The organism is Streptomyces sp. NPDC005931, assembly GCF_042871235.1.
Taxonomy (GTDB): Bacteria; Actinomycetota; Actinomycetes; order Streptomycetales; family Streptomycetaceae; genus Streptomyces.
The window spans coordinates 635,326-652,927 of the sequence record NZ_JBIAIG010000002.1 but is presented as its reverse complement, the minus strand read 5'-3'; the positions used below and the strand labels follow the sequence as shown (position 1 = coordinate 652,927).

General features: G+C 72.9%; 18 protein-coding genes. 6 read left to right on the top strand and 12 right to left on the bottom strand.

The genetic code is table 11. The features are described 5' to 3' along the window. Positions 1-5 precede the first annotated feature (5 nt). The 4 genes from ACFYOV_RS06945 to ACFYOV_RS06930 form a co-directional block, all read right to left on the bottom strand. The gene (locus ACFYOV_RS06945; protein ID WP_389083715.1) at positions 6-1,670 is read right to left on the bottom strand and encodes a hypothetical protein; all 1,665 of its coding nucleotides are present in this window, start codon (positions 1,668-1,670) and stop codon (positions 6-8) included. After that, positions 1,667-2,341 carry a SigE family RNA polymerase sigma factor gene (locus ACFYOV_RS06940; protein ID WP_389083712.1) on the bottom strand — a complete coding sequence of 225 codons (675 nt, stop codon included), beginning with the start codon at positions 2,339-2,341 and terminating at the stop codon, positions 1,667-1,669. Before ACFYOV_RS06940 ends, ACFYOV_RS06945 begins: the two co-directional genes overlap by 4 nt. 359 nt (positions 2,342-2,700) lie before the next feature. Next, positions 2,701-3,792: an aspartate-semialdehyde dehydrogenase gene (locus ACFYOV_RS06935; protein WP_389083709.1), complete on the bottom strand. Its 1,092-nt coding sequence runs from the start codon at positions 3,790-3,792 to the stop codon at positions 2,701-2,703. Further along, positions 3,792-5,069, bottom strand: a complete 1,278-nt coding sequence (locus ACFYOV_RS06930) for an aspartate kinase (RefSeq protein ID WP_389083707.1) — start codon at positions 5,067-5,069, stop codon at positions 3,792-3,794. Before ACFYOV_RS06930 ends, ACFYOV_RS06935 begins: the two co-directional genes overlap by 1 nt. Before the next feature lie 468 nt (positions 5,070-5,537). On the opposite strand from ACFYOV_RS06930, the gene ACFYOV_RS06925 reads away from it, so the two are divergent. After that, positions 5,538-6,272, top strand: coding sequence for a HEAT repeat domain-containing protein (locus tag ACFYOV_RS06925; protein ID WP_389083704.1), 735 nt, complete (start codon positions 5,538-5,540; stop codon positions 6,270-6,272). Continuing rightward, on the top strand, positions 6,266-7,303 hold the full coding sequence (locus ACFYOV_RS06920; RefSeq protein ID WP_389083701.1) for a MerR family transcriptional regulator: 1,038 nt from the start codon (positions 6,266-6,268) through the stop codon (positions 7,301-7,303). Before ACFYOV_RS06925 ends, ACFYOV_RS06920 begins: the two co-directional genes overlap by 7 nt. A gap of 87 nt (positions 7,304-7,390) precedes the next feature. Here the strand turns inward: ACFYOV_RS06920 and ACFYOV_RS06915 are convergent, their stop codons facing one another. Together ACFYOV_RS06915 and ACFYOV_RS06910 are read right to left on the bottom strand one after the other, a co-directional pair. After that, positions 7,391-7,573 (bottom strand): DUF397 domain-containing protein, encoded by a 183-nt coding sequence (locus ACFYOV_RS06915; protein WP_389083699.1) that lies wholly within the window; start codon positions 7,571-7,573, stop codon positions 7,391-7,393. Further along, positions 7,570-8,322, bottom strand: coding sequence for a helix-turn-helix transcriptional regulator (locus tag ACFYOV_RS06910; protein ID WP_389084110.1), 753 nt, complete (start codon positions 8,320-8,322; stop codon positions 7,570-7,572). The genes ACFYOV_RS06915 and ACFYOV_RS06910 overlap by 4 nt, the downstream gene beginning before the upstream one ends. Before the next feature lie 135 nt (positions 8,323-8,457). Here ACFYOV_RS06910 and ACFYOV_RS06905 point away from each other — a divergent pair, with 135 nt between their 5' ends. Beyond that, positions 8,458-8,871, top strand: a complete 414-nt coding sequence (locus tag ACFYOV_RS06905) for a hypothetical protein (RefSeq protein ID WP_389083697.1) — start codon at positions 8,458-8,460, stop codon at positions 8,869-8,871. A 36-nt stretch (positions 8,872-8,907) separates the two neighbouring features. Here ACFYOV_RS06905 and ACFYOV_RS06900 read toward each other — a convergent pair whose 3' ends face one another. The 3 genes from ACFYOV_RS06900 to ACFYOV_RS06890 are packed head-to-tail and all read right to left on the bottom strand — an operon-like array spanning position 8,908 to position 10,563. Then, entirely contained in the window at positions 8,908-9,570 is a 663-nt protein-coding gene (locus ACFYOV_RS06900; protein ID WP_389083694.1) for a DUF5063 domain-containing protein, read from the bottom strand. Beyond that, entirely contained in the window at positions 9,563-10,162 is a 600-nt protein-coding gene (gene recR, locus ACFYOV_RS06895) for a recombination mediator RecR (protein ID WP_389083692.1), read from the bottom strand. Before recR ends, ACFYOV_RS06900 begins: the two co-directional genes overlap by 8 nt. A gap of 59 nt (positions 10,163-10,221) precedes the next feature. Next, entirely contained in the window at positions 10,222-10,563 is a 342-nt protein-coding gene (locus ACFYOV_RS06890; protein ID WP_389083690.1) for a YbaB/EbfC family nucleoid-associated protein, read from the bottom strand. A gap of 317 nt (positions 10,564-10,880) precedes the next feature. Here ACFYOV_RS06890 and ACFYOV_RS06885 point away from each other — a divergent pair, with 317 nt between their 5' ends. Then, positions 10,881-11,627 (top strand): SLATT domain-containing protein, encoded by a 747-nt coding sequence (locus tag ACFYOV_RS06885; RefSeq protein ID WP_389083687.1) that lies wholly within the window; start codon positions 10,881-10,883, stop codon positions 11,625-11,627. Between the two features lie 187 nt (positions 11,628-11,814). Here the strand turns inward: ACFYOV_RS06885 and ACFYOV_RS06880 are convergent, their stop codons facing one another. The 3 genes from ACFYOV_RS06880 to ACFYOV_RS06870 form a co-directional block, all read right to left on the bottom strand. Continuing rightward, the gene (locus tag ACFYOV_RS06880; protein WP_389083685.1) at positions 11,815-13,914 is read right to left on the bottom strand and encodes a serine/threonine-protein kinase; all 2,100 of its coding nucleotides are present in this window, start codon (positions 13,912-13,914) and stop codon (positions 11,815-11,817) included. A 75-nt stretch (positions 13,915-13,989) separates the two neighbouring features. Further along, positions 13,990-14,448, bottom strand: a complete 459-nt coding sequence (locus tag ACFYOV_RS06875) for a MarR family winged helix-turn-helix transcriptional regulator (RefSeq protein ID WP_389083682.1) — start codon at positions 14,446-14,448, stop codon at positions 13,990-13,992. Continuing rightward, positions 14,445-15,095 (bottom strand): type 1 glutamine amidotransferase family protein, encoded by a 651-nt coding sequence (locus ACFYOV_RS06870; RefSeq protein WP_389083680.1) that lies wholly within the window; start codon positions 15,093-15,095, stop codon positions 14,445-14,447. The genes ACFYOV_RS06875 and ACFYOV_RS06870 overlap by 4 nt, the downstream gene beginning before the upstream one ends. A 172-nt stretch (positions 15,096-15,267) precedes the next feature. On the opposite strand from ACFYOV_RS06870, the gene ACFYOV_RS06865 reads away from it, so the two are divergent. Continuing rightward, the gene (locus ACFYOV_RS06865) at positions 15,268-16,623 is read left to right on the top strand and encodes an aspartate aminotransferase family protein (protein WP_389083677.1); all 1,356 of its coding nucleotides are present in this window, start codon (positions 15,268-15,270) and stop codon (positions 16,621-16,623) included. Between the two features lie 173 nt (positions 16,624-16,796). After that, complete coding sequence (locus tag ACFYOV_RS06860) at positions 16,797-17,492, top strand: GntR family transcriptional regulator (RefSeq protein ID WP_389083675.1); 696 nt, start codon at positions 16,797-16,799, stop codon at positions 17,490-17,492. Positions 17,493-17,602 lie beyond the last annotated feature (110 nt).

Sequence of the window (17,602 nt, the reverse complement as noted above, 5' to 3'; positions counted from 1 at the left end):
GCGGATCACATGGCCGCGTGCAGGCCCGTCCAGTAGACCGTGCCGGCGCAGGCGTTGCTGATCGTCGTGGTGGCCGCGCCCGAGCCGGTCTCCGGGGTGTAGGTCACCGTCACGCTGCCGTCGACCGTGCCGTCCTCGGTGCGGAGCTGGGTCGTCATGCCCGTCTCGCCGCCCGTGGACGTGCCGTTGGTGGTCGTGGGGTCGCCGGTGGGGGTCGGGTCGGGCGAGGGGCCGCCGGTGCCGCCGTCCGTGGTGCCGCCGCTGGTGGGACACGTCTCGGAGGGCACCCAGGCGAAGCGCACCTCGTACGCCTCCCCCGCCTCGAGGACAAGCCGGGCCGCCTCCAGGGACGGGTCCGGCAGGCCGGCGGCCGCGTCCCCGGCGACATGGCGGGTGGCGACCACCTTGGCGGGGTCCGCCGCGCCCTGCGGAGCCACGCTCACGCTGCCCGGGGCTGTCACGGCGCAGCTCCCGCCGGATCCGTTCACGACCCGGAACGAGCCGTAGACCGTGCCCATGGCGTCCGGCGCGGCGCTGCTCGCCGCGGCGGGGCCGAGCTGCGCGGCCGTGCAGGCGGGGGTCTCGGCGGCCGTGCTGGACGACGGGTCGGCGCCCTCCGTCGCGCCCGTACCGGCACCGGCACCGGTGCCCTTGTCCTCGTCGCCCTTCTTGTTGCCCTTGCCGGTGCCCTCGACCTTGTCCGAGGGACCGCCGGCGTCGCCGCTCTCCGTGCCGGTGGGGCCCTTGCCCTCACTGGTGCCGCCCTGGGCCTCGGAGGCGTGACCGATGGCGGACGGGTTGGCGTCGGGGCCGGTGGAGGTGGAGACGTGGACGAGGGCGGGGACGGCGGTGCCGATCAAGAGGGCGGCGGCGGCCATGCCCACGAGGGCCTGCCGCTTGCGTGCCCGGCGGGCGGGGACCGCCCGGCGCAGGTAGTCCAGCGTGCCGTCGCTCGGCTCCACCTCCTGCACCGCCTGGTGCAGCATCCTGCGCAGGTCCAGCTCGTCCGAGTCGAGCCCTTGGGGGCCCTGGTCTTCGGGGCCGTGGTTCACAGTTCCGTTCCCAGCGTGCGATTGCTTGCGCTCTTGCGTGTGCGGCTTCGGTTCCTGCCCGTACGACGTCAGCAGCCCGCGCAGCCACGCCGCGTCGTCACCGGACGCGGACGCGGATGCCGACGCGGATGCGGACGGCTCGCCGGCGGGCGCGGCCTCGACCGGCTCGTCGCCGGACGCGGACTGCTCCCCCTCCCCACCGGACGGATCCCCCTTCCCCCCGGACGGGGACTGCTGCCGCTCGCCGCCCGGCGTGGGTTTCGACGGCTCGTCGGCCGAAGCGGTTCCCCTCCGCTCACCGCCCGACGTGCGTTCCGACGGCTCGTCGTCGGATGCCGGCCGCTCCCCCGTGCCGGTCGGCGCGGACTCCGACTCGTCGACCCGCGCGGACCCCGGCTCGTCGACCGGTGTGGGTCCCGGCTCGTCGAACGGTGTGGGGCCCGGCGCGTCGACCGGTGTGGGCTCCGTCCGCTCCCCCGTCGGCGCGGTCCCGTTCCGGTCCCCGGCCCCGCTCGGGCCGTCGGCGCTGCGGCCCTGGTCCGCCGTCCGGGAGGCGTCCGCGTCCCGCGCGGTCCCCTGCTCCCGTCCGTCGCGCCGCGCGTCGTGGCCGTCGGTCATGCCGACGCCCCCATGGCAAGCCGCAGCGCCGCGATGCCGCGCGAGCCGTACGCCTTCACCGAGCCCAGCGATATGCCGAGCGTCTCGGCGACCTGCGCCTCGGTCATGTCGGCGAAGTAACGCAGCACCAGCACCTCGCGCTGGCGGCGCTGGAGGCCCTTCATCGCCTTGATGAGGGAGTCGCGCTCGAGCTGGTCGTACGCGCCCTCCTCCGCGCTCGCCATGTCCGGCATGGGCTTGGACAGCAGCTTCAGGCCGAGGATGCGGCGGCGCAGGGCCGAGCGGGAGAGGTTGACCACCGTCTGGCGCAGGTACGCCAGCGTCTTCTCGGGGTCGCGCACGCGCTTGCGGGCGGAGTGGACGCGGATGAACGCCTCCTGGACCACGTCCTCACAGGAGGCGGTGTCGTCGAGGAGGAGCGCCGCGAGGCCGAGCAGCGAGCGGTAGTGCGCGCGGTAGGTCTCGGTGAGGTGGTCGACAGTGGTACCGGCCGCCACGGCGTCGTCGGTGGCGCTGTCGCGCTGACTGGGGATGCGGGCCGGCCGCGCTGCGGGCATGGGCGCGATCACCGGCATGCCACCGGGCGTACCGGGCATGCGGGGTCGGATGGCCTGGCGGGGCGGCCGGAAGGCCGTGCCACGCGGCGCTGTGAAGTCGAGAACCTCTGCCACGCCAGTTGGACACGCTTCCCCCCGTAAGGGTTGTACATGCCGGGCGTCACTTTTGCGCAATCCGGCGTCGCCCGTCTGCCGTCTGCCCGTCTCGCTCCGGCGTCAGGCAGCACAACCGACAGCGCAGCAAATGCCCTCATGCGTCCCGCTCTTCCCCTAGCCCTATGTGAACGGGCGTCCCCACGCCCGGACCGGACGTCCCCACGTCCGCAAGACCGCGTCCTCACGCCCCGAGAGAGGTGTTCGCAAAGACGCTCCCCGCCCTCCGCGTGGTTGCGGAGGGCGGGGAGGTAAATCCTCGACTCACAGAGATCCTACAAATGAATCCTGTATGACCCATGCTCTTTACGCCGTGCTTTTTACGCCTCGGCGGCCACGAGTTCGGCGATTTGTGCGGTATTGAGGGCGGAACCCTTGCGCAGGTTGTCCCCGCAGACGAAGAGTTCGAGCGCCGTGGGGTCGTCCAGGGCCCGGCGGACCCGCCCGACCCAGGTCGGATCGGTGCCCACGACGTCGGCGGGTGTGGGGAACTCCCCGGCGTCCGGGTTGTCGAAGAGGACGACGCCGGGTGCCGTGGCGAGGATCTCGCGGGCCTTGTCGACGGTGACCTCGCCCTCGAAGCGGGCGTGCACGGTGAGGGAGTGCGTGGTGATCACCGGTACGCGAACGCAGGTGACCGCCACGGGCAGGGCGGGCAGGCCCAGGATCTTGCGGGACTCGTCCCGGATCTTCATCTCCTCCGAGGACCAGCCGTCCTCGCGGGGCGTCCCGGCCCAGGGCACGACGTTCAGCGCGACCGGCTCGGGGAACGGCCCGGTGTTGTCGCCCACGGCCCGCCGCACGTCACCGGGGCTGGTCCCCAGCTCGGTGCCGGCGACCAGGGACAACTGCTCGCGCAGGGTCCGCACGCCCGCGTGCCCGGCCCCGCTGACCGCCTGGTACGAGGAGACGACCAGCTCGCGCAGGCCGAACTCGGCGTGCAGCGCGCCGAGGGCGACGATCATCGACAGGGTGGTACAGCTGGGGTTGGCGAGGAGTCCGCGCGGCCGCATCCGCACGGTGTGCGGATTCACCTCGGGAACGACGAGCGGGACCTGCGGATCCATGCGGAACGCGGCGGAGTTGTCGACCACCACCGCGCCGCGCGCGGCGGCGAGGGGCGCCCACCGCGCGGCGACGTCGTCGGGCACGTCGAACATCGCGACGTCGACGCCGTCGAACACGTCCTCGGTGAGCGCGACGACCTCGACCTCCTCGCCGCGCACGACCAGCCTGCGGCCGGCCGAGCGCGGGGAGGCGACGAGCCGGATCTCGCCCCAGATGTCGGCCCGCTGGGACAGGATCTGGAGCATGACGGTGCCGACGGCACCGGTCGCTCCCACGACCGCGAGCGTCGGACGTGCGGACCGCCCGGCCCGAGCGGACCGGGCGGACCCTTCGGTTGCGGCCATCAGCGGCCGGTGCCTCCGTAGACGACGGCCTCGTCGCTGTCGGAGTCGAGCCCGAAGGCGGTGTGGACGGCGCGGACGGCCTCCGGGACGTCGTCCTTGCGGGTGACGACCGAGATGCGGATCTCGGAGGTCGAGATCAGCTCGATGTTGACGCCCGCGTCGGACAGCGCGGTGAAGAAGTCCGCGGTGACGCCCGGGTTGGTCTTCATGCCGGCGCCGACGAGGGAGATCTTGCCGATCTGGTCGTCGTACCGCAGGGAGTCGAAGCCGATGGCGGTCTTCGCCTTCTCCAGGGCGTCGATGGCCTTGCGGCCCTCGGTCTTGGGCAGGGTGAAGGAGATGTCCGTCAGGCCAGTGGAGGCGGCGGACACGTTCTGCACCACCATGTCGATGTTGATCTCGGCGTCGGCGATGGCGCGGAAGATCGCGGCGGCCTCGCCGGGCTTGTCCGGGACACCGACGACCGTGACCTTGGCCTCGGAGGTGTCGTGCGCGACACCGGAGATGATGGCCTGCTCCACCTGCTTGTCCCCTTGCTGAATCGGCTCGCTGCTGACCCACGTGCCCTGGAGCCCGCTGAAGGACGAGCGGACGTGGATCGGGATGTTGTACCGGCGGGCGTACTCCACACAGCGGTGGAGCAGCACCTTTGACCCGGAGGCCGCCAGTTCGAGCATGTCCTCGAACGAGATCCAGTCGATCTTGCGGGCCTTCTTCACCACGCGCGGGTCGGCGGTGAACACACCGTCGACGTCGGTGTAGATCTCGCACACCTCGGCGTCGAGGGCGGCGGCCAGGGCCACCGCGGTGGTGTCGGAGCCGCCGCGGCCGAGCGTGGTGATGTCCTTGGTGTCCTGGCTGACGCCCTGGAAGCCGGCGACGATGGCGATGTTGCCCTCGTCCACCGAGGCCCGGATACGGCCCGGCGTGACATCGATGATGCGGGCTTTGTTGTGGACCGAGTCGGTGATGACACCTGCCTGGCTGCCGGTGAAGCTCTGGGCGTTGTGGCCCAGGTTTTTGATCGCCATGGCCAGCAGGGCCATGGAGATCCGCTCTCCGGCGGTCAGCAGCATGTCGAGCTCGCGCCCGGCAGGGATCGGGGAAACCTGCTCGGCGAGATCGATCAGCTCGTCCGTCGTGTCGCCCATCGCGGAAACCACGGCGACCACCTGGTGGCCGTTCTTCTTGGCTTCCACGATTCGCTTGGCGACGCGCTTGATGCCTTCGGCATCGGCTACGGAGGAGCCTCCGTACTTCTGCACGACAAGGCCCACGTGCGCTCCTCGCTCAGTCCGTCGTTGTCCCACGCTCCGCACACAGGTGTGCGAGACGTGGCCGGCTCAGTCTATCGAGCGTCCGAAAATCCCTTCCGCGGTATCGCATGGTGAGACCCCGGCGCCCGTGCAGGGGGGCTCATTCCCAGCCTGCGGCCGTGCACTCGGAAAAGCGATTCGCGTCACACGCCGACCCGGTGGCGAGGATGACCCCGACGGGCTCGTGGAGTGTCACGAAGACGCCGGGGCGCTCACGGACGCTCGATGACGAGGTGCTTCCGGTCGGCGCGGTCGCCAGGGCCCCGACGCCGCCCAGGTCGTGGGTGAGGGGTCGAGGCCTCGTCGCAGGCGAGGGAGGCGGGCCTGCCTCACCGGACGACTTGACCTTGACACGATGACAAGGTCTTCACTTGGGCGCAGGAGGTGGTCCCGATCAACCCGACCGACGTACCCCCGCACCACACCCGTGTGACCGACGCCCTGGGCGCCGAGGACCCGTCGGTCCGGCTTCGGGCGGCCATGGCGGTCGGTTCGAATCCCGACCCCGTGTTCCTGGAGGCGCTCGTCGAGCGGTGCGCGGTCGAGCCGGACCTCTTCGTACGGGACATGCTGTCCTGGGCGCTGACCCGTCTCCCGCCCGAGATCACCCTGCCCCGGATCCGCCAGGAGCTCGGCTCCGAGCGGACCCAGGCCCGCAGCCAGGCGCTGCACACACTCTCCAAGATCGGCGACAGGAGTACGTGGGCCTGGATCACCCGCGACATGCTGCGGGACGCCGACGACGAGGTGGCGCGGACTGCTTGGCGCGTCGCGGTCGGCCTCGTGCCCGAGGACGAGGAGAAGGACCTGGCAGCCGATCTGATTCTGCAGCTCGGGCGCGGCGACAGCGCTGTGCAGCGGGGTCTGAGCCGGGCCCTGGCCAACCTCGGTGACGTGATCGAGCCCGCCCTGGAAAGGGCCGCGAGGAGTTCCGACCCGGCGGTGGCCGCGCACGCCCGCGCCACCGAGTTGCTCCGGCAGAACCCGGAGGCCGTCTTGACCGCCGCCCTCGACGAGGCCAAGCGCGCGGTCGCCCTCGGCCCGGAACCAGCTGCTGCGGCTGCGTCGGCAGGCACCGACACCTCGGAGGCCTCCGAGCCCGCGGAGACCGAGCCCACGGAGGCCCCGAAGGCCGGGGATGCCTCGGAGGGCGCGGTGTGCTGATCGGCGACGTGGCCCGCCGCTCCGGGGTGAGCACCCGGATGCTCCGCCACTACGACGCCCTGGGGTTGGTGCGGCCCACGGGCCGCACTGTCGGTGGCTACCGCGAGTACTCGGCCGAGGACGTCCGCAGGATCTTCCACGTGGAGAGCCTGCGGTCCCTCGGGCTCTCGCTCAAGCAGATCGGGCGTGCGCTCGAGGACCCCGCCTTCACGCCGTCCGCCCTGGTCAGCGACCTCATCCGGCAGACGGAGGACCGCCTGGCGCGAGAACAGGAGCTGCTCGAGCGGCTCCGTGCGATCGACGCGTCGGCGCCCACCGACTGGCAGGGAGTACTGCGCATCGTCGAACTCATGCGGGACCTCAACTCGACCAGCGCCGCGCGCCGACAGCAGGCCGTCCTGGCTCGGCCGAAGGACGTGCCCGTACCCGCCGAACTGCTGGCCGGGGCCGTCCTGACCGAATCCGACCCGCACGTCGCGGGCGCCCTGCGCTGGGCGCTCGCCCGATCGGGCGGCGACGGCGTGGCGACGCTGCACGCCGGCACCCACTCGGAGGACGCCGCCATCCGGCGGCGCGCGGTGCTGGCGATCGCCGAGATGCCCGAGGCTCCGGGTGCCACCGCGGTGCTCGCGGACGCCCTCGGGGACCCTGACGCGACGGTGCGCAGGCACGCTGCTCTGGCTCTGGGCAGGCAGGGCGTGGCCGCGGTCGTGCCCACACTCGTCAGCATGGTGGTGGAGGGCTCCCACGACGTGGAGGCCGCGGAGCTTCTGGGAAGGCTGTCCCTCGACCCCGGGTGCACGGATCGGATCACGGCCGCCCTGGTCGACGAACTGGCCGCGCCCACTGCGGATTCCGCGACGCGGATCCGCCTCACCCAGGCGCTGGTCGAGCTTGCCGGAACCACCGCGCGGGAGGTCCTGCGCCGGCTGGCCCACGACGACGACAGCGCCGTCGCCCTCGTCGCCTCTGCCCTCGTCGGAACTCTCACGGAGCGGTCCCTCGAAGACCAAGCCGACGAGCACTGCTGACAGCGCGATCCGAACGAGGTATCAGCCAGTGCCTCTCTGGTGGATCACGAGAGGCTCACCAGGGAGACGGACGGCGTCACGGGCAGCTCAGGCTCCGGGCCGCACCGCGGCGACGAAGGCCGACCAGGCGGGGGCGGAGACGTGGAGCTCGGGGCCCGTGCGGTTCTTGGAGTCGCGGATGTGGACGGCACTCCTCACGGCGACCTCTACGCAGGCGCCGCCCTCGTCGTCGCTGTGGCTCGACTTGATCCAGTTCAGCTGGTCGCTCATGGGTGATCCACCATCCCCTCGATGAAGCAGACCGACTCAGCAGGGCTGAGAGCCTGCGTGCGGATCATGCTAAGCCGCTCCGACACGCGGTTGACAACCCCCGGATCGGCCGACAATTCGCTGGCGAGGGGCCCCTCCGCGAAGGCGAAACGCTCGTGGTCACGGGTCTCCAACAGCACCATGGATCCCAGGAGAGCCGCGGGGACTGCCCGGTCGAACGGGAGCACCTGCAAGGCGACGTTCCGCAGGCGGGAGACGTCCAGCAGACGACTGAGCTGTTCCTCGTCCACCAAAGGGCTGCGCAGCGCCGCCTCGTACAGGACGAAGCTCAGTCCGACCGGCGGCTTGCGCCTGGTCAGGATCGCCTGCCGTTCCATGCGGGCCGCGATCCGCTCCTCCATCGTCTCCTCGTCCAGCGGTGGATAGCGGTTCTCGATCAGCGTGCGGGCGTAGCCCAGTGTCTGCAACAGGCCGGGGATCAGGGTGACTTCGTACCACCAGAGACTGATCGCCTCCTTCTCCCGTTCCATGAAGTCCTGCGCCCGCGCCGGAAACTTCTCCCGCTGCAAGTAGTCCTTCGCCGCGCTCAACAAGCCCTCGGCACGGCACAGTTCGTCGGCGACGTCCAGGACCCGCGGGGTCGGCATCCGTACCCCCTGTTCCATCGACTTGATGGTGTCGGGTGAGTAGTTGGCCGCGGCCGCGAGCTGCTCGCGGCTGACGTTCGCCTTCGTGCGCCAGCGCTTCATCTGGTTGCCGCTGTAGCGCCAGGCGGCGGGGGGCTGGACGTTGTACTGGCCCGACACGGCACGCACCTCCGACGGATACACCCCGGCGTGTATCACCTCAGTCGCTACCGAGCGTAGCGTGTCGCTCGACATGGTGTGACCGTGACGAACGCACTTCACCGACCCGAATGGGTCCCCCTCCTCGGCCACCAACTGCACGTCGTGGGCGTCCACTTCGACGCCGTGCGGATCGAGGGGCTGCGCGGGGAGCTGGTCGCCGAGCATCTGATCGAGGCGACGGAGGAGGACGCCGGGCCGATCGTGTGCGAGGCGGCGCGGAGCCGCTGGGTGTACTTCCTGCTGCCGCCGGGGGCCGTGCGGCGCCACGACTGGCCGCTCGGGGTGCAGCAGCTCGGCGGCCGGGACGGCCGGTCGGTCACCTACCTCGGCGTCCCCGCGCTCGCCGGCAACACCTGGCCGCTGCGCTGGTACAGCGAACCCACGACCACCGCGCCGTACGTCCCGGCGGAGCGGCTGCTGGCGGTGCTGGGAGGTCGTCCCGGGGGATGAGAGGGCGCGTGTGGAGCGGTGTGCGGTGCTCGCCCGTTACTGGACCGGTGAGCGCAGGCCCAGGGGACCCGCGATCTCCTCCGCCATGACCTTGCCCGCCTCGAACTCCAGGGTGTCGTCGCCCATTCCCTGGTCCGTGTCCAGGCCGTCGAGTTCGGCCAGGGGCTGGTTCAGGCGGACGTGGGCGACCACGGACTGGAGGGCGCGCAGGGTCGCGGACGCCGTGGAGCCCCAGTTGGAGAAGTAGGAGAACTGCCACCACCACAGCGCCTCCGAGGTGCGGCCCGCACGGTAGTGGGCCATGCCGTGACGCAGGTCGGTGATGACGTCGGTGAGGTCGTCGGAGATGCGGGCCGGGACGGGCGCCTTGCGCGGCTCGTAGGGGTCGAAGACCTCGGAGTAGACGTCGATCGGCTCCAGCAGCCGGGCGAGGTTCTCGCGGAGGTCGTCCACGTCGGCCTCCGGGCCGGGGTCGGGCTCGTAGCGCTCGTCGGGGACGATGTCCTCGTGGGCGCCCAGCCGACCGCCGGCCAGCAGCAGTTGGGAGACCTCCAGGAGGAGGAAGGGGACGGCCGAGTCCGGTTCGTCGCCCTTCGCGACCTCCGTGACGGCGACCAGGAAGCTCTCGATCTGGTCGGCGATCTGGACGGCGAAGTCGTCCGGGTTCTGGTGGGTCGCGTGCAGCGTGGCGTCAGACATCTAGGAGTCGTCTCCCCTCGAAGGCGCGGCCGAGGGTGACCTCGTCCGCGTATTCCAGGTCGCCACCCACCGGGAGGCCGCTGGCCAGGCGGGTGACCTTCAGGCCCATGGGCTTGATCATGCGGGCGAGGTACGTGGCCGTGGCCTCGCCCTCGAGATTCGGGTCCGTGGCCAGGATGAGCTCCGTGACCGTGCCGTCGGCCAGGCGCGCCAGGAGTTCCCGGATGCGCAGGTCGTCGGGGCCCACTCCGTCGATGGGGCTGATCGCCCCGCCCAGGACGTGGTAGCGGCCCCGGAACTCCCGGGTGCGCTCGATGGCCACGACGTCCTTGGGCTCCTCCACGACACAGATGACCGCGGGGTCGCGGCGGGTGTCGCGGCAGATGGCGCACAGCTCCTCCTGCGCGACGTTGCCGCAGGTCGCGCAGAAGCGGACCTTCGCCTTGACCTCCATGAGGGCGTGCGCGAGACGCCGTACGTCGGTCGGTTCCGCCTGGAGGATGTGGAAGGCGATCCGCTGGGCGCTCTTGGGACCGACGCCGGGCAGCCGCCCGAGTTCGTCGATGAGGTCCTGCACCACGCCTTCGTACAACGGACTGCCGTCCTTCCTGGGGTTCCTGCACTACGTACGGTAGAGGTCCGCGGCCCGTCTTAGAAAGGCAGACCGGGGATGCCGCCGCCGCCCAGACCCTGGGCGAGCGGGCCGAGCTTCTGCTGCTGGAGGTTCTGGGCGTTCTCGTTGGCCGCCTGGACGGCCGCCACGATCAGGTCGGCGAGGGTCTCGGTGTCCTCCGGGTCCACCGCCTGCGGGTCGATCTTCAGTGCACGCAGTTCGCCGGCGCCGGTGACGGTGGCCTTCACCAGACCGCCGCCCGCCTGGCCCTCGACCTCCGTGCGCGCGAGTTCCTCCTGAGCCCTCGCCAGGTCCTGCTGCATCTTCTGGGCCTGCTGGAGCAGCTGCTGCATGTTGGGCTGGCCACCACCGGGGATCACGATTCAGCTCCTTGGTCGGTCGAGTCGGCCGGTCGGGTCGGTCGGCCGGTCGGCTCACTCCGTCGATCCGGGATTTTCCGTTCGGCACGAGCCTACGTGGTCGGGAGGGCCGTCGCCCCGCCACTCTTTCGAGTGAGTTGCGGTCGCGCCCTATACCTGATCACGGCCACCATCCGGGCGTAAAAGGGAGCGAACCCCCGACTCCGCCACCCATTGGGCGGTAGGAAGGGTCCGGCACATCAGCGGGGGGTCGGCCGGGGACCGACCGGAGGCAGTCGGCGTCCGCAGGATCAGCAGGGGTCAGTAGGGAGTACCGGGTGGGTCAGCCGGAGATGCAGCCCGAGGGCCGTCCTCGGGACGGGCACGGCGAGGGGGCGGCCGGGACGTGGCCGGGCGACCTGACCGGGCGGGCGTTCCCGCTCGGGGACTGGGGCGAGCCGGCGGTCCGGCTGGACGAGCTGTACCGGTGGGTGGAGCGCGGGGCGCTGGAGACGGCGGCCTGGTACGTCGCGGACCGGGTGTGGAAGCGACGGTGCGCGCGGGTGCTGCGGGGCGGGGCCGCGTTGGGCACGGTGACCGGGGCGGCGCTGCCGCTGCTCGATCTCACCGGGGTGGCGGGAGGCGCCGCCTCCTACGGCTACCTGGCGCTGCTCCTCGGGGTGGCGTGTGTGGCCGCGGACCGGTTCTTCGGGATGACGTCCGGGTGGATGCGGGACGTGGCGACGGCCCAGGCGGTGCAGCGGCGGCTCCAGGTGCTCCAGTTCGACTGGGCCTCGGAGAGTGTGCGCGAGGTGCTGGGCCCGGCGGAGGGCACGGCGAGCGAGGCGGCGGAGCGGTGCCTGTCGGTGCTGCGGCGGTTCTCGGAGGACGTGACGGAACTGGTGCGGGTGGAGACGGCGGACTGGATGCTGGAGTTCCGCACCGGGGGCGCGCCGCTGGGCATCCAGTCGGCGATGGCGGGCTCGACCCGCCAGGACCCGGCCGTGCCCCCGGGCCGCTTCCCGGCCCCACCCGGTCCGGCCCGGCCGAACATGCCGCGGCAGCGGCCGCCCGAGCCGCGGTGAGCCGCGGGTGGCCCGTGCGCTCGGGGTGACCCGTGCGCTGGGGTGACCCGTGTGCCCTGGGTGACCATGCGTCTTGGGTGGCCCCTGCGCCCCAGCCGGCCCGTGCGCCCTGGGCGGCCCACCGGGTCGTACGGCGCCGGGCAGGCGCCTCCCTCCCGGGTGGCCCGGCGGGGTCATTCCCGCGGGGTCATTCCCGCGTGTAGGTGAGCCGCTCGCCGTTGCCGGTGTTCAGGCGTTCAAGGGAGCCGTCGGGCAGCAGGGTGATCTCGGTGGCGGCGCCCGGTGTGCAGGCGCTGCGCGGCTGTCCGACGGTCACCCTGGACGGCCCGATCTCCAGGCGGTCGCCGGCACCGGGGTCGGCGGTCAGTTCGGCCTCGAACACGCAGTGGTAGGTGCCGCTGTCCGTGGGCCCGTCGGCGACGAGGGACATGACCTTGTCGCCGGCCCCGCCCTGCTGGAGCGTCAGCCGGCGGGTGTGCGTTCCGCCCGCGTTGTCGATGGTGGTGGACCAGCTGCCCAGGTACGCGGTGGGAATCGCCCCGTCCGACGGCGCCGAGGACGTCGGACGGTCCGTCCGCGTCGGCTGTTTCGCGTCGGGGGTGGCGGAGCCCCCGCTCTGCGGGACACCGGTCGGGGACGCGGTGGGGTCGCCGCCGGCCCGGGTGTCCCCGCCGCCGCTCATGAGCGCGTACACCGTGCCGCCCGCGGCGAGCGCGACGACTAGGGCGATCACGACGAGCAGGGCGGTGGAGCGGCCGGCCCTGTGGGGCGGCTCCTGGGCAGGGAGGTAGGCCGGGGCGGGACCGAACGGCGGAGGCCCGTAGGGCGGGGTGGAGCCGGGGGCGCCGTGACCGGTGTACGGGTGACCGTAGGCGGCGGGCTGCGGGTGCTGCTGGGGGTGGCCGTACCCGGGAGGGGCGGCGGAGGTGGGGCCCGGGGGCGGGGTGTTCTGGCCCACGACCACGGTGGGGAGGCGGTCGAACGGGGCACCGCCGCCCGGCCTCCCCGGCGCGGGCGGAGCTGCACCGGGGGGTGCCGCAGGGGGTCCGGGCACGGAGTCGTCGGCGGCGGGGGCGTGTTCGGGGGTGGCGGCGGGGGCGGGCCCGGCGGGCGGGGCAGGGGTCGCGGGCGGGTCGTGCGGGGTGGCGTTCGGTCCGGTCGCGGCCGGGGTGGGGTTCGGGCTCCCGGCAGGCGGAGTGGCCTTCGACGGCGCGGCGTTGTGCGGGGCGGCGTGGGGCGGCGCCGCGGGCGACACGGCAGGGGACGCGGCAGGGGACGCGGGGGCAACGGCCGGCGTGGCCGGGGACGCGGGCGCGTTCTCCGACAGCGCGGTGGGTGTGGGCCGCGAGGAGGACTCCGGGTCCTCCGCGTCCAGCAACCGCACCGCGTGCCGGCCGAGCTGGGCGACCAGGGCGCTGGGCAGCCACGGGTCGCGGGCGCGGCCGTCGGCGACGGTGTCCTCGGCGCCGGTGCGCTCCAGGACCTCGTCGAGGGTGGGACGGGCGGCGGGGTCCTTCTTCAGGCAGTCGCGCACCAGGTCGGCGAGCCCCTCGGGGACGCGCTCGAGGTCGGGTTCCTCCTGGGCGATGCGGAACATCAGGGCGTGCACACCGCTGTTGGCGGTGCCGAAGGGGAGCTCGCCGGTGGCGGCGTGGACCAGCACCGAGCCGAGGCAGAAGACGTCGCAGGCGGGGGTGACGCGGTCGCCGCGCACCTGCTCGGGCGCCATGAAACCGGGCGAGCCGACGAGCGCGCCGGTGCGGGTGAGCCCGCCGTCGGTGACGGTCTCCAGCGCCCGTGCGATGCCGAAGTCGATGACGCGGGGCCCGTCGATGGTGACGAGGACGTTCGACGGCTTGAGGTCGCGGTGGACCATGCCGGCCGCGTGGATGTCCTTCAGCGCGTACGCGAGCCCGGCGGCGAGGATGCGCACCGACCGCTCCGGAAGCGGCCCGTGGTCCTGCCCGACGACCTGCTGGAGGCTGGGCCCGGCGACGTATCCCGTGGCGACCCACGGCACCGGCGCCTCGGTGTCCGCGTCCAGCACGGGTGCCGTCCAGTCACCGCCGACCTGCCGCGCGGCCCGCACCTCCTGCCGGAACCGGGCCCGGAACTCCTCCTCCCGGGCCAGCTCCGGCCGCACCAGCTTCACGGCGACGGTGCGCCCCCGGTCGGACCGGGCGAGGTAGACCTGCCCCATCCCCCCGGCCCCGAGCCGCGCGAGCAGCCGGTACGCCCCCATGCTCCCGGTGACGCCCAGCGGGTCCCCCGGCCCGAGCTTCTCCATCGCTGCGCCGCCTTCCCCCCAGTGAGCAACAGATCGAGGATAGTGCGGGTCCCGACGGGGCGCGTGGGATGCCGTCTACGGTTCCGTAACAGGCGGACCCAGCGCGTCGAGGGTCTCGGACAGGCGTTCCAGGACCTGCACCGCCCGCGCCAGGTCGGCCTCCCCGAGTGCCTCGGCCAGACGGTCGGCGAAGGCCGCGTGCCCCGGGTCGATGCGGGAGACGGCGGCGCGGCCCTCCTCGGTGGGGGCGAGGAGTTTGGCGCGGCGGTGGGCCGGGTTGGGGCGGTACTCGGCGAGGCCGCGTTCCACCAGCAGATCGGCGATGCGCTGGACGCTCTGGCGGGTGATGCCCATGGCGCGGGCGATCCCGGAGACGGGCAGCGGCTCGGTGAGGACCGCGCCGAGGACCTGCCACCAGGCGGCGGTGAGGCCGGCGGGGCGGGCCAGTTCGTCGGCGACCGCGAGGAACTGGCCGTTGAGCCGGAAGACGCCGAGCGCGCTGCGGCTGAGCAGGTCCTGACGCTCCCGGCTCACCGGCCCAGCGCCTTCTCGAGGTCGGCGTACGCCAGCGGGTCCGAGTCGTGGAACAGGCGGTACCAGGCGTCGATCGCCGGCTCGTCGTAGGCGCCGAGCAGCCGGAAGACCTCGCGGGCGAAGGCGACGGGCTCGGTGGGCCCGGCGGTGACCAGTACGCCGTCGGTGACGGCGTCCGCCTCGACGTAACGGTCCGCGCCCGCGTATCCGGTCGCCGCCAGGTAGCCGGAGTCGGCGCCGGTGTGCGCGCGGTCGTCGAGCAGGCCCTCGCGGGCCAGTCCGGCGGTGGCGCCGCAGATCGCGGCGACGGGCACGCCGGCGTCCAGGAAGGCGCGGGCGGTGCGGGCGAAGGGGGCGAGCGCGTCGCCCTCGTCCCAGAGGTTCGCGCCGGTCAGGATCAGCAGCGCGCTGTCCTCGGGGCGCAGGTCGGCCAGGGCCAGGTCCGGCTGGACGCGGAGTCCGCCGATGCTGGTGACCGGCTCGCGGGTGGGCGCGACGGTGCGGATGCCGTAGCCGGCGAGGGCCAGGTGGGCGGTGGTGTGCCCGGTCTCCCAGTCGGCGAAGGTGTCGTAGACGGCCAGGTGGACCGGCTTGCGGGCGTCGCCGTCGGCACCGGTGCCGGTCGTGCCGGGAGTGCTGCTGCTCATGGCTTCTCTCCTCACGCCGTTGCTATGACAGCATCCTGTCATTAATGCAGCATGCTGTCAATTGCGGGGCGGCCCCCGGCGCCCGGCTGTCGACAGACTGTCGCGGAAAGGCCGCGACCGCAGACAGGGCGCCGATGTCGCCGGTGCCCGGCCGCGACCTACCCTCGGGCGCATGACCCCTCAGCCGAACCCCGAGGCCGGGGCCGCCGTCAAGGCCGCCGACCGTGCCCACGTCTTCCACTCCTGGTCCGCGCAGGAGCTCATCGACCCGCTCGCCGTCGCCGGGGCACAGGGGTCGTACTTCTGGGACTACGACGGCCGGCGCTACCTCGACTTCACCAGCGGGCTCGTGTTCACGAACATCGGCTACCAGCACCCCGAGGTCGTCGCCGCGATCCAGGAGCAGGCGGCGCGGATGACGACGTTCGCGCCCGCCTTCGCCGTCGAGGCGCGCTCGGAGGCGGCGCGGCTCATCGCCGGGCGGACCCCGGGCGACCTCGACAGGATCTTCTTCACCAACGGCGGCGCCGACGCCGTCGAGCACGCCATACGCATGGCGCGGCTGCACACCGGCCGCCCCAAGGTGCTCTCCGCCTACCGCTCGTACCACGGCGGCACCCAGCAGGCCGTCAACCTCACCGGTGACCCCCGCCGCTGGGCCTCCGACAGCGGCACGGCCGGGGTCGTGCACTTCTGGGCCCCCTTCCTCTACCGGTCCCGCTTCTACGCCGAGACCGAGGAGCAGGAGTGCGCGCGGGCGCTGGAGCACCTGGAGACGACGATCACCTTCGAGGGCCCGTCGACCGTCGCCGCGATCATCCTGGAGACCATCCCCGGCACGGCGGGGATCATGACACCGCCCGCCGGGTACCTCGCGGGCGTGCGGGAGCTGTGCGACAAGTACGGGATCGTCTTCGTCCTGGACGAGGTCATGGCCGGGTTCGGACGCACCGGCGAGTGGTTCGCGGCGGACCTGTACGGGGTCGTGCCGGACCTGATGACCTTCGCCAAGGGGGTGAACTCCGGATACGTGCCGCTGGGCGGCGTGGCCGTCTCCGGGGCGATCGCCGAGACCTTCGGCAAGCGGCCCTACCCCGGCGGGCTGACCTACTCCGGCCACCCCCTGGCCTGCGCGGCGGCCGTGGCGACGATCAACGTCATGGAGCGGGAGGGCGTCGTCGAGAACGCGGCCCGGCTCGGCGCCTCCGTCCTCGGCCCCGGACTGCGCGCACTGGCCGAGCGGCACCCCTGCGTGGGCGAGGTGCGCGGCGTCGGCATGTTCTGGGCGGTCGAGCTGGTGCGCGACCGCGAGACACGGGAACCGCTGGTCCCGTACAACGCCACCGGCGCGGCGAACGCCCCGATGGCCGCCTTCGCCGCCGCCGCCAAGGAGGGCGGCCTGTGGCCCTTCGTGAACATGAACCGCACCCACGTCGTGCCGCCGTGCAACGTGAGCGAGGCCGAGCTGAAGGAGGGCCTGGCCGTGCTGGACGCCGCACTGACCGTCGCCGACGGCTACGTGGTGTAACCGGCGGGGGCTCACGCCGTGACCGGGCCGGAGGCGGGCGCGCGGGGTGCGCGCGGGGTGCCCCGTCCTGCGCCCGCTCCGGCGGCCCGCCGGTCACCGGAACGCGTAAGGTGGCGTGCCCGTGGACCTGTCCGTGCACGTCACTCGAACGCGACGAGGGAGACGCCCCGACCATGCCCGGCCTCAGCGGCGCCGTGACCCGCAGCACCCTGCGGCAGCAGATCGCCGACGCGCTCCGTGACGAGGTGCTCGCGGGCCGGCTCCAGCCGGGGCAGGAGTTCACCGTCAAGGAGATCGCCGAGCAGTACGGGGTGTCCGCGACGCCCGTGCGGGAGGCGCTGGTCGACCTGTCGGCGCAGGGGCTGCTCGACGCCGACCAGCACCGGGGCTTCCGGGTGCACGAGTACTCCGTCGAGGACTTCCGCGGCATGATCGAGGCCCGCAGCCTGGTGACCGACGGGATGTTCCAGGCCCTCACCGGCGGCCGCCCGGTCCACCTCCGGCCGGACGGCACGCGGGTCTCCGCCGCGCTCGCCGGGGTCCGGCGGCGGGGCGAGGAGGCCCAGCGGGCGGCGCTCGCCGGGGACCTCACCGTCCTCATCGGCTACGACCTGCGGTTCTGGCGGGAGCTGGGCGCGCTGTTCGGCAACAGCTATCTCACCGACTTCCTGCACCGGCTGCGCGTCCAGACCTGGGTGTGCGTGGTCCAGCAGCTGCGGCGGCTGCCCGAGCTGCGCGGCCGGCTGTGGTCCCGGCACACCGAGCTGGTCGACGCGCTGTCGCGGCGCGACACCGACGCGGCCCGCTCGATCGTGGAGTCGTACGACGCCCACTCCCTCGCCCTCGTCGAACGCGTCACCGCCGGCTGAACCGGCGCGGGGAGATCCGGGCCGGGCGGGCGTCGTCCGTGGCCGTACGGGTATGGGACCTGCACGGGGGGCGCCCCCCTCGCGGGGCGCGGATACCCTTCCCTGACCAC